10 protein-coding genes are annotated in these 11,915 nt (G+C 38.2%); all 10 read left to right on the top strand.

Annotated features, from left to right (window positions below):
- Positions 1-134: 134 nt before the first annotated feature.
- A complete protein-coding gene (locus ABEA36_RS12315; RefSeq protein WP_345492623.1) occupies positions 135-449 on the top strand; it encodes a hypothetical protein in 315 nt (104 codons plus the stop codon).
- 229 nt (positions 450-678) lie between these two features.
- The gene (locus tag ABEA36_RS12310) at positions 679-1,353 is read left to right on the top strand and encodes a helix-turn-helix transcriptional regulator (protein ID WP_345492621.1); all 675 of its coding nucleotides are present in this window, start codon (positions 679-681) and stop codon (positions 1,351-1,353) included.
- Positions 1,354-1,714: 361 nt separating this feature from the next.
- Complete coding sequence (gene tssB / locus ABEA36_RS12305; RefSeq protein WP_345492619.1) at positions 1,715-2,218, top strand: type VI secretion system contractile sheath small subunit; 504 nt, start codon at positions 1,715-1,717, stop codon at positions 2,216-2,218.
- Positions 2,219-2,298: 80 nt separating this feature from the next.
- The gene (gene tssC, locus ABEA36_RS12300) at positions 2,299-3,828 is read left to right on the top strand and encodes a type VI secretion system contractile sheath large subunit (protein WP_345492617.1); all 1,530 of its coding nucleotides are present in this window, start codon (positions 2,299-2,301) and stop codon (positions 3,826-3,828) included.
- Between the two features lie 219 nt (positions 3,829-4,047).
- Positions 4,048-5,400, top strand: a complete 1,353-nt coding sequence (gene tssK, locus ABEA36_RS12295; protein WP_345492614.1) for a type VI secretion system baseplate subunit TssK — start codon at positions 4,048-4,050, stop codon at positions 5,398-5,400.
- A gap of 10 nt (positions 5,401-5,410) precedes the next feature.
- The gene (gene tssL / locus ABEA36_RS12290) at positions 5,411-6,076 is read left to right on the top strand and encodes a type VI secretion system protein TssL, short form (protein ID WP_345492612.1); all 666 of its coding nucleotides are present in this window, start codon (positions 5,411-5,413) and stop codon (positions 6,074-6,076) included.
- Between the two features lie 15 nt (positions 6,077-6,091).
- Positions 6,092-7,873: an OmpA family protein gene (locus ABEA36_RS12285; protein ID WP_345492610.1), complete on the top strand. Its 1,782-nt coding sequence runs from the start codon at positions 6,092-6,094 to the stop codon at positions 7,871-7,873.
- A 38-nt stretch (positions 7,874-7,911) separates the two neighbouring features.
- A complete protein-coding gene (locus ABEA36_RS12280; protein ID WP_345492608.1) occupies positions 7,912-8,400 on the top strand; it encodes an Hcp family type VI secretion system effector in 489 nt (162 codons plus the stop codon).
- A gap of 303 nt (positions 8,401-8,703) precedes the next feature.
- Positions 8,704-11,487 (top strand): type VI secretion system ATPase TssH, encoded by a 2,784-nt coding sequence (tssH, locus tag ABEA36_RS12275; protein ID WP_345492606.1) that lies wholly within the window; start codon positions 8,704-8,706, stop codon positions 11,485-11,487.
- 134 nt (positions 11,488-11,621) lie between these two features.
- Positions 11,622-11,915: hypothetical protein (locus ABEA36_RS12270; RefSeq protein ID WP_345492604.1), on the top strand; the 294-nt coding region annotated here is incomplete at its 3' end.

The raw sequence follows: 11,915 nt of genomic DNA, 5'->3' as shown, positions 1-11,915 counted from the left end.
TTAAATGCCGCGCTTAGTAGCGGTATTTTTTTGCTTATTTTTCCTATCACTAAGATTTAGCTATCTAATTAGCCATGCCATTACTGGAGTGTTACTATCATTAGTAAATCTATTATACAAAACAGGAAATAGTTATGAAAAAGTTCAATCCCAATGCGATTAAAAATATCGATGAGGCAAAAGACGCAAGTTTAGATGAATTTGATGATATAACTGTAGTTACGGCAACAGCCGGTGGTGATGATCCCAGCGAAGAACTTGAAGGGATCGATGATATGGATAGCATTAACAATATGGCTAATATGGATGAACAGTCTAACCGTAAAGGGATGAATCTATTGTTCGATACTACCGATATGCAAAGCACAGATGAAATCAATAATATTGATTCATTGAGTAGTGAACACGACGTTGGCTATGCCGATGATGATGAGGAATCGGAAAAATAGTGGTAATTAGGTTATTCTTGTCGCTTAAAAAGTGACAAGAATAAATTGTATACAAAAAAAATAACATTTTAATTTATTTAATTTTATTTTCATTTCTTAGCAATTGATAACAAAAAAATTCAGCATAATTTGATTAGTACTTTACATCTTGGATCATACACGATAACATTCCAACGATTATCTGTTTAGACTAGATATAACAATAACGATATCGGGTAAAGAAACTAAATTGAATAATAATTTTCATGATGATTTACATAGCAAACTAGGCACATTTAATATCAAACAATATCAATATTTATTTTTTGATCGTAGCTCGGTTATTGCGCCAGAAATTTGCTCTACCTATCCAAAAGCGTGGTTAAAATTTTATCAAAAAGAAAAATTATACCACACGGATCCTATTATTAATTCGGCTCGGACAACGGTAAAACCGTTTGCATGGAGTTCGATCATTCCATTTTTATCGTCTGACGATCAAATTTTTTTTAAACGTGCTAAACAGTTTGGTATTCATGATGGCTATACGTTTGCTGTTAACGATGCATTAGGTAATTCAGCCTTTTTAAATGTGATGTGTGATGATGAATTACACATTGATATTCTCTTTTTTAATTCGCATCGCGCCGAACTGCAAATGCTATTGGTGGATCTGTATGATCTTTATTTACGCCAGAAAAAATACATTGAATATTATCGTAATAAAGCCCATTTAATTATTTCTGAAAAAGAGAAACAAGTGCTTTCTTTAGGTTGTGATGGACTTAAATATAAAGAGATTGCATCAAAACTGGGCATTTCAGAACGGACTGTGAAATTCCACATGAGTAAGATTGTGGATAAATTGGAAGTCGCTAATGCTAAACAGGCTTTTTTAAGGGTCAAAGAACTCAACATTATTTAATTGGCTAACGTTACAATCACGCTATTCTCATTCCATCGCTCATTCTTCCTCTTCATACGCTAAACGCTTGTCCGACAATGGTTAATAAAGTAGTATTTTTTTTACATAAAATAAGCAAACTGTTAAGAAATTTTAAATATTTTGTTAGTAAATACAGTAAGTTTTAACACTATTGTTGCACTTTTTGTTTTTGATAAATTTATTAAAAAACAAATAAGTATTCATTTTTGTAATCTTTGCATAGTGAAAATTTGCTAATTTTAATTGCACTTTGGTACAGTTGTTTGAGTTATCGCTTTAGATGTAAAATTCAAATGCGGTTAATTATAACTAATTGATTTTATATTGAAAAGGAATAGATATGTCAAACAGCTATCAAAATGAAGTGCCAGCTTCTCGCGTGAATATTCAGTTAGATCTTCATACCGGTGGAGCTCAGAAGAAAGTCGAACTCCCTTTAAAAATTCTAGCAATGGGTGATTATAGCCACGGTAAAGATACAAGACCACTAGCTGAAAAAGAAAAAGTATCTATCAATAAAAATAATTTTGATTCAGTCCTAAAAGAATTAAATCCACAAGCCACTATTACTGTTGCAAATACGCTGGCTGATGATGGTTCTGAAGTCAATATTAAACTTGATTTCCAATCAATGAAAGATTTTACGCCTGAACAAGTTGCTAAAAAAATTCCTCAATTACGTTCTTTACTTGCGATGCGTAACTTACTACGTGATCTAAAATCTAACTTAATGGATAACGCCACATTCCGTCATGAATTAGAAAAAATTGTGAAAGATGAACAATTGTCTGACGAGTTACGAGCAGAGTTAGAAGCTATCGTTGCTGAAAGTACGAAAGCGTAATTTATAAAAACGAATAATAGCATTATTGCTTTATTAAAAAGCAATTATGATGAAAATTAAGTAAGAAGGAATAAAAAATAATGTCCGTACAAAAAGAACAGAGTGCAGCACAGACTGTAACTCAAGATGCTGGTAGTGTGTATCAATCCTTATTTAATAAAATCAACTTAAATCCAGTTGCCACAGCGCAAGATATGGATAAGTATGAAGATAATGATGTTTTATCTGAATCATCAACCGACGAACGTGTTACGATGGCAGTGAATATCTTATTAAAAATGATCCAAGATTCATCGCAGAAAGTTGAAAAATTAGACAAACACCTATTAGATTATCATATTAGTCAAATTGACCAAAAATTAAGCCGCCAACTCGATGCCATTATGCATCATCCCGAATTCCAAGAAATTGAATCCACTTGGCGTGGATTAAAATTTGTTGTCGACCGTACTGATTTCCGTCGCAACGTAAAAATTGAATTACTTGATGTCTCTAAAGATGCATTACGTCAAGATTTTGAAGATGCACCCGAAATTAACCAAACCGGTTTCTATCGTCATACCTATATTCAAGAATATGATACACCAGGTGGTGAACCATTAGGTGTGACTATTTCTAACTATGAATTTGACCGTGGTCCGCAAGATGTCGCTTTACTACGTAATGTTTCTAAAGTTGCTGCAGCGGCACATATGCCATTTATCGCGTCAGTCGGTCCTAAGTTCTTCGGTAAAGAATCGATGGAAGAAGTAGCAGCAATTAAAGATATTGCCAACTATTTCGATCGTGCAGAGTACACCAAGTGGAACAGCTTTAGGGAAACTGACGATTCACGCTATGTGGGTTTAACGCTTCCGCGTGTGCTTGCTCGTTTACCATATGGTCCAGATACAGTACCAGTACGTAGTTTTAACTATGTAGAAGAAGTGAAAGGTCCTGATCATGATCGTTACCTATGGGCAAATGCATCATTTGCTTTTGCAGCAAATATGGTTCAAAGCTTTGTTCGTAATGGTTGGTGTGTACAGATTCGTGGCCCACAAGCCGGTGGATTGGTTGAAGACTTACCGATTCACTTATACGATTTAGGTACCGGTAATCAAGTGAAGATTCCAACAGAAGTGTTAATTCCTGAAACACGTGAATTTGAATTTGCGAATCTTGGATTTATTCCATTATCATTTTATAAAAACCGTGATTATGCGTGTTTCTTCTCTGCGAACTCATCACAGAAACCAACACTGTATGATACAAAAGAAGCGACAGCAAATAGCCGTATTAACTCTCGTTTGCCTTATATTTTCTTACTATCGCGTATTGCACATTACTTAAAAGTGATTCAACGTGAAAATATTGGTGCGACCAAAGATCGTCGAGTGCTTGAGCTAGAACTGAACAAATGGATTAACAATCTTGTGACTGAAATGACGGATCCAAGTGATGAAGTACAAGCATCGCATCCATTGCGTCAAGCACAAGTTATTGTTGAAGATATTGATGATAACCCAGGCTTCTTTAGAGTAAAAACCTTTTTAGTACCACATTTCCAAATTGAAGGAATGGATATTAATTTATCGATGGTATCACAAATGCCTAAAGCGAAAGCGTAATTATCCTTGCAACACATCCGTACACCTTAGGGTGTGCGGATTGTTAGTGCAAGTGAAGGCTGTTTTTACATCGGATAAATAGACATTTTATCAATAGGCATGTGTGGTTAGTTTATCGCATTTTGGTTATGTTTTAAAAATGATAAAGCATACAAGGATGTTGGTAATGTAACCGTTACCTGACTATTGGCTATCGACTTGAGTGGAGCTAATAAGCGCATGAAAATATATCGCCCGCTATGGAATGAAGGGGTCTTTTTGACACCTGAACAATTTCAACAACAATCATTGTGGGAATCTTACAGTAAACAACAACTGGCAAAGCTCTATCTGGCCAATCCGTGGGGGATTGAGCGGGTACAGATTGATCAGCAGGCATTAACGCTAGATCGTTTAAGTATTCATACTTTAAGTCTACGTTTTTCAGATGGTACGCTGATTGATAGCGATATTGCTGACAATCTACCCACTGTAAGAAACCTCGCTACTGATATTCCTCCTGCAATCGATGAGGTCAAAGTCTTCCTTGGTTTACCGTTACTCCACGCAAATGGTGAAAACTGTATATTCGATGATAATCGTATTGAAAGACCAACTCGCTACCGCCAAGAATGGGTCGATGTCCCCGACTTACTTGGACATGGTAGCGAAACTATTGCTGTTGAACGCTGTGCATTAAATTTTATTTTTGATTTTGAAGACCACAGCGAATATTTAACTTGCCCTATTGCCAAATTAAAACGCGATTTAAACGGCCGTTTTGTATTAGATAATGAATATATTCCCCCTGTATTATCACTTTATACACAAAGCGGTTCATTAATTAAAGAATTGGAATTATTGTGTATTCAAATTCAGGCTAAACGTCAGCGTTTAATGGGCATGAGACATGAACGTAATCAACAAATGGCTGAGTTTGCAGTCGCCGATGTGTCATTATTTTGGTTATTAAATGCGTTAAACAGTTTCGAACCACAATTGAAATTTTTACGTGATAATCCAACGATTCATCCCGAAAATTTATACCAAAAATTGGTTGCGTTTACCGGTGCGCTCCTCACGTTTTCATTAGCACATGATGTTGATGGTATACCGGCTTATCAGCACGATAATTTGAATGCGGTATTCCCCCCACTTTTTGATTTAGTTCGTAGCTTATTAGAAGAAAGCTTACCATCTCGCGTGATTAAAATTGATCTGGTTCATAATAAAGATACCTTATGGACAGGGCGACTTAATGATGGACGTCTTGTTGAAGATGCTGATTTCTATTTATCTGTCCGATCAAGTATGCCAGGTCATCAATTACAATCTCAGTTCCCATTACTGTGTAAAGCCGGTACCCCCGATGATGTAAGACAAATTATTCATTCGGCCTTGTCAGGAATTCCAATTAAAGCCCTTAGTCATGTACCCGCTGCGATTCCAATGCGACTTGAGAATCAGTATTTTGCCTTAGACCTATCTCATCCGGCAGCTAAAAATATGTTATTAGCGCGATGCTGTGAGTTCTATGTGCCAAGGGCGATGCCTGATATTTCATTAGAACTTTTCGCAGTACTGCGATCATAAGGTCACAACTATGAGTATTGAACAAAAGAAGATAGTGATAGACGAATTGTTAAGGGACACCGTATTAACGGTTGTCCAATTAAAAGAGGGCACGGATATTCCCTCTGTTAGCCAACTCTATAAACAGTGTAAGCAACAAATCATCAATTTACGTGAAACATTACATGAAGCACAGTATAGCCAAGATGTGATTGATGATATCAGTTACGCACAATGTGCCTTTTTAGATGAAACTGTTTTACTGTGTAGTAAAAATAGTCGTCATTCACAAAATTACGATGAGTGGTTAGGTGCACCGTTACAAGTTGTTTTTTTTAATACCCATAATGCCGGTTACGATTTATTTGAAAAAGTTCGCCATCGTTTACGCGCAGATAAAAAAGAGTACCTTGTCTTAGCGTGTTTTGACCGCGTATTGGGTTTAGGATTTCAAGGATGCTACCTTGGACAGGCGCAAATGGAACGTGAACACCTTATTATGGCATTAAGGGAAGCATTAAAAGCTAGCGAACCAGATCTTGCTCACCCCATTATTGAACAGAAGCAGAGTTATCGTTATTTAGGCAGAAAGTCGGTACTTATGCTGTGTACTGCGCTCTCTATTTGTTTCACTATCGGCTTATATTTTTTCTTGGATTATAAGCTTGGTGAGATGATTAAACCATTAATACAATAAGGGCAAGAGGGTGTAATGAACGATTATCCTTGGCGTATACAGATTATTTATGGTGCAATTCTCAGCTTTATTTTATTGCTGGTGTTTTTACCGATAGCACTCGGTTGGAAAATTATTGGCTCGCTACTCATTCTCATTGTATGTGGTGCGTTGTTTTATCGACAAATTGAATATCGTAAGCGCTTAAATGCTTGCACGCAAAATATTGACTTTTTAACGGAAAAACTGGCGTTATTGCCAGCAAGGCAACGTTATCGGTTACCGATACTTTTGGTGACAGGAAATAGTGCTAAAGATTTCTTCCCTGATGATCTGACGCTTGCAAAGTCAAATGTGATTGTTTCATCAGAAGCTGTCTGGGTTTATGTTGAAGAGTATGCTGAATTACCTATCGTATTTGATTCACTAGTTGCTCGTTGGCCTGATATGCTTGGCCGTGTTGGTATCTTTTTAGCATTAACGCCTGAACTTGAAACAAAACAAGGCTTATTTACCGCGAAATTACAAGCCTTTAGGCAGTCATGGGTTGATACCTGTCGTGTCGCGAAATACCGCTTACCGGTATATATTTCAACGCACGTTGGCTTAAATAATTTGCACTATCACGATGAAGCAACGTTACCGATTTATTGGTATCAAATGTTATCAGGTCAGTTATATCTGTTAGATGAATTTTTATCACCGCTCAATAATTGGGTTAATGATAAAACATTAAGTTCTGTTGAACGTGAAAAACGGCTTGCGATTCGTGTGATGCTAACAGAGAGTCAAACTTGGGTTAATCGTCACATTCTTGATGTATTAAATGACAGTAAACAACCTATTGCTAAGTGTATTCCAGCGGGCGTTGCAATCTATCCTCTGAATGCGCATTTTGTAAAAGATAACTTATTAGAACGTGAATGCGTTAAGTTGACCACACTGAATTTACCAAACAACTATCAGTTACAAGATGTGGTTACACCACCAGATGGTTTGGTTAAGCACATGCCGATTGCATATCCCTATTCACCGATTCGTAAAACAGTATGCAATATGATTATCATGACATCACTGTTCTTTATCGGTGGGTTATGTGCCTCTTATTGGAATAACATCAAACTCGCACAGCAAATTGAAAATGATATTACCCATTATGATCTAATTGCGATGGACAGCTATGCCGAGAAATGGCAAGCACTCAATATCTTAAAAGCGGATAACACGCAACTTAACAACTATTTTAAACAAGGTGAACCGGTTAAATTGGGACTTGGCTTATACCATGGTCAGGCTTTATTACGACCCATTAATGAAGCGATTGGCCGTTATGTTCCTGAACCACCGCCGCCGCCGCCGATCCCGATCCCTGAGACGATTGTGATAAAAGAAACGGTACCTGTTGAAGTGATTAAAGAGTATCCAGTGATTCGATTAGACAGTTTATCTCTGTTTGAAAGCGGTAAGGGGGCATTAAAACCAGAGTCCACCAAAGTATTAATCAATGCGCTAATGGAAATTAAAACGCAGATTAAACAAAACGATAATGTGGGGTGGTTAATTCTCATTTCTGGACACACCGATGCAACGGGTGATCCAACTAAAAATCAGCAGCTCTCTCTAGATAGAGCAGCTGCCGTCAGGGACTGGATAATTCAAACCAGTGATATTCCTGAAACCTGTTTTGCGATACAAGGTTATGGCGCAAAAAAACCGTTGGTGAGTAACGATACTCCAGAGGATCGTGCACAAAACCGACGAGTAGAAATAAGTTTAGTTCCTCAAATATCAACGTGTCAGTTGATGGATGAAAACTAATCATTAATGTTGAAAAATAAAAATAAGGAGTTAAAACAATGGCAGTTCCAGCGTATATGTTTTTAAAAGACGACGGCGGTTCAGAAATTAAAGGTTCTGTAACAGTTCAAGATCGTGAAGGAAGTGTTGAAGTGATTGAATTTGATCACCAAGTCTACATCCCAACAGATGGTAACACAGGTAAATTAACCGGTACACGTGTACATAAAGCACTTGAATTTGTAAAAGAAGTAGATTCTTCATCTCCTTACCTTTACAAAGCGGTGACAACGGGTCAAAACCTAAAATCAGTTGAAATCAAATGGTATCAAATTGATAACGCAGGTCAAGAAATTGAGTATTTCAATACCTTAATGGAAGGCGTAAAAGTTGTTTCTGTTAAACCTGAAATGCACAATATCAAAGACCCAGCGAAAGAGCAATACAATCACCTTGAGCGTATTGAACTTCGTTATGAAAAAATTACTTGGACCTACAAAGATGGCAACATCATCCACTCAGATAGCTGGGTAGAAGGTCGTAGCTAATTTACGATTTCTCACATAGTGAGATTTAGGGCTTATTCTGCCACTAGGGTGGCAGAATAAATCCATTTTAGTTAGAGGTGTGTACTAAGATTATCGGTGTATCAATAGGATTTATTCAATTCTTGTAGATATAAATTTAAGTGCACACCTCTAAACGAAATGGGTAACAAGTCGGTTGTTTTTAATAATAAGTGGTAATTATATTAAATCATTACTGATCCTATAAACCCATCGGTCAATATGAATCATCCGTATTGATAACACCATTAAACAATGAAGTAAGAATGAGAAAAAGGAAGCGTTATGATCACTGATCCATCTACACTATTACGGCGTTTAAGTCCTTATTGCGCCAGCGCACTTGAATCAGCAGCAGGACTTTGTCAAACGCGTGCTCATACTGAGATCACGTTAGAGCACTGGTTACTCAAATTATTAGAACAAGGTAATGGGGATATTACGGTCATCGTGCGTCATTATCAGCTCAATATGGATGAGATTTGGCAAGGATTACTGACGTTTCTTGATTCACTACCTCATACGATTAATCAAAAACCAAGCTTATCTCATTCATTGATTAATTTGTTACAAGCGGCTTGGTTAAAAGCATCACTTGACGATCATGAAGAGCAAATTCGTTCTGTCCATTTATTACAAGCACTTCAAGAGTCGCCTCACTGCTTAAAAGCAAAAGATGCTTGGCCATTACTCAGTTTATCGGTTATTGCATTACAACGCTTACGCCCAATGCTCAATGAAACATCGGATGAAAGCCCGCTACAACAAACTTATCACTCAGGTATTGCGATTGATAATGCTACACAATCAATTGCAACAGCAAGTAAAGAAAGCACTGATAAAGTGACTCACGATCCAAAAGCGACGCCTGATGTGCAAAAACACCATCAAGCAGCGTTAAGTCGTTTTTGTGAAAATGTAACAGAAAAAGCCCGTCTTGGCAAAATTGACCCAGTATTTGGGCGTGATAGTGAAATCCGTCAAATGGTCGATATCCTATCAAGACGCCGTAAGAATAACCCGATTTTAGTGGGGGAACCAGGTGTTGGTAAAACGGCATTGGTGGAAGGATTAGCGTTACGGATCGTTGAAGGTAATGTGCCAAGTAGCCTAAAAGAAGTGGCCATTATGACGCTCGATCTTGGTTTATTACAAGCGGGTGCGGGCGTTAAAGGTGAATTTGAACAACGTTTAAAAAACGTAATAGATGCTGTGCAGCAATCACCAACACCCATATTACTTTTTATTGATGAAGCACACACCATTATTGGTGCAGGTAACTCAGCTGGCGGTGCGGATGCGGCTAACCTATTAAAACCCGCTTTAGCGCGTGGTGAATTGCGTACCATTGCAGCGACGACATGGTCTGAATATAAACAGTATTTTGAGAAAGATGCTGCGCTTGAACGTCGTTTCCAAATGGTCAAGGTCGATGAACCTAATGACGATAATGCTTGCTTAATGTTACGTGGTCTAAAATCACGTTATGCAAAGCATCATGGTGTGCATATTTTAGATGAAGCAGTAAAAACCGCAGTCAGTCTTTCCCGTCGTTATATTAGTGGCCGACAACTGCCCGATAAAGCGGTGGATTTATTAGACACGGCCTCAGCGCGGGTGAGAATGAGTTTAGATACGATCCCTGAATCGATAACCAAACTTGAAGCTAACATCACCGCATTACAACTAGAACAAGCGGCATTGGTTGCGGATCAAGCATTAGGTGAACAAGACTTGCAACCTCGTATCACGGAAATTGATACACAAATCGCGTTAATGGATAAGGAACTATCTAAAGCCAAAGCGCAATTTGAACAGGAAAAAGCATTAGTTGAAAAACTGATTAGCTTACGCGCTCAAGATAATGCAAACGATAAAAAAGTGGCTAAACAAATTAGCGACGCTCAGCAACAGCTGCATGATCGGCAAGGCAGTTCTCCTCTGTTATCGCTTGACGTGGATAGTCGCACGGTGTCGACCGTTATTGCTGATTGGACGGGTGTACCACTGGAAAGTTTATTAAAAGATGAACAAAGCCACTTATTGCATATTGAAGATGACTTGCGAATGCGCGTTGTCGGGCAAGATGTCGCACTTTCCGAGCTAGCAAGACGTATTCGAGCCGCTAAAACTGGCTTGACCTCTGAAGATGCACCTATGGGCGTATTTTTATTAGTGGGACCGTCTGGAGTCGGTAAAACAGAATGTGCATTAGCACTTGCTGATACATTATTTGGTGGTGAGCAGTCACTGGTTACGATTAATATGTCAGAGTACCAAGAAGCACATACTGTATCGCAATTAAAAGGTTCGCCGCCGGGTTATGTCGGTTATGGCCAAGGTGGGGTCTTGACGGAAGCCGTCCGTAAACGTCCATACAGTGTTGTTTTACTCGATGAAGTAGAAAAGGCACACCGTGACGTATTAAATCTATTTTATCAAGTCTTTGACCGTGGCTTTATGCGCGACGGTGAAGGGCGTGAAATTGATTTTCGTAACACATTAATTTTAATGACCTCGAATCTCGGCAGTGATCAGTTAATGGCACTGTTTGATGAAATGCCCGATGCGCCTGTTGCTAGCCAACAAGAACTATTACGCCCCATTATTCGAGAGCATTTCCAGCCTGCGTTATTAGCCCGTTTCCAAACTGTTATTTTCACGCCACTGGCGCGTGATGCCATGCGTCAAATTGTGGAAATGAAATTTAATAAAGTCGCGAAACGACTCAAACAGCATTACCGCATTAGTTTCAAAGTGGGTGAGGCATTGTATGAGCAGTTAGTGGGTGCATGCTTACTGCCAGATACAGGGGCGCGTAATATTGACAGCATTTTAAATCAACAAATCTTACCAGTGGTATCTAATTTATTATTACAAAAACGTGATACCAATAGTCAAGTATTGTGCCTTGATTTTATTGATGGTGAGGGCATTGTTTTAGAATGGGAAACGCATAAAGCTAAATCAGCAGCGAGTAAGCCTAAAACAAAAAAAACAGTAACCAAAGAAACAAAAACAACAAAAGCCAATAAACCGAAAAAAGTTGTTAAAAAGGACGAACTGTGAATTAAACAGGTTATCGCCCGATGAGGGCGATAAAACAACAGTTCTGTTCATTAAACTATTATTGAAAGATATGAGCAAGGTATAAAAGCCAATAATAATAAATAACCACCTTTCAATATTGAAAAGAGGAAATGATGAAAAAATCGCTAATACAAACTGGCACAACATGGCTCAACGATAATTTAAGTCAAAATGCTTATATTTTGAATCTGACCGATTTGCCATCATCGATTTCAGTTTTATCGGTGCAGGGTGACGAGCAGCTTGATAAGCCATGGCGTTATGAGGTGACGTTCACCAGTTTGGATAAGCATATTCGGGTCAGTTCTGTATTAACCCAACCTGCCTCTTTCTCCTTTAAACCACACAGTGTCAGTGACATGCTGCGGCATATCAGCTCACTCGATACGCCGGCCATGCCTCGCACA

The sequence above is a fragment of the Orbus sasakiae genome, from assembly GCF_039542345.1.
Classification (GTDB): Bacteria; Pseudomonadota; Gammaproteobacteria; order Enterobacterales; family Orbaceae; genus Orbus; species Orbus sasakiae.
Note: the sequence above shows the minus strand (reverse complement) of the source record. Positions and strands in the feature narration are given on the sequence as shown.

Excerpts from the sequence above, each read along its gene's own strand:
- tssH (WP_345492606.1), top strand. The coding sequence starts at position 8,704 with ATGATCACTGATCCATCTACACTATTACGGCGTTTAAGTCCTTATTGC.
- ABEA36_RS12280 (WP_345492608.1), top strand. The coding sequence starts at position 7,912 with ATGGCAGTTCCAGCGTATATGTTTTTAAAAGACGACGGCGGTTCAGAA.
- ABEA36_RS12285 (WP_345492610.1), top strand. The coding sequence starts at position 6,092 with ATGAACGATTATCCTTGGCGTATACAGATTATTTATGGTGCAATTCTC.
- tssB (WP_345492619.1), top strand. The coding sequence starts at position 1,715 with ATGTCAAACAGCTATCAAAATGAAGTGCCAGCTTCTCGCGTGAATATT.
- tssL (WP_345492612.1), top strand. The coding sequence starts at position 5,411 with ATGAGTATTGAACAAAAGAAGATAGTGATAGACGAATTGTTAAGGGAC.
- tssC (WP_345492617.1), top strand. The coding sequence starts at position 2,299 with ATGTCCGTACAAAAAGAACAGAGTGCAGCACAGACTGTAACTCAAGAT.
- tssK (WP_345492614.1), top strand. The coding sequence starts at position 4,048 with ATGAAAATATATCGCCCGCTATGGAATGAAGGGGTCTTTTTGACACCT.
- ABEA36_RS12315 (WP_345492623.1), top strand. The coding sequence starts at position 135 with ATGAAAAAGTTCAATCCCAATGCGATTAAAAATATCGATGAGGCAAAA.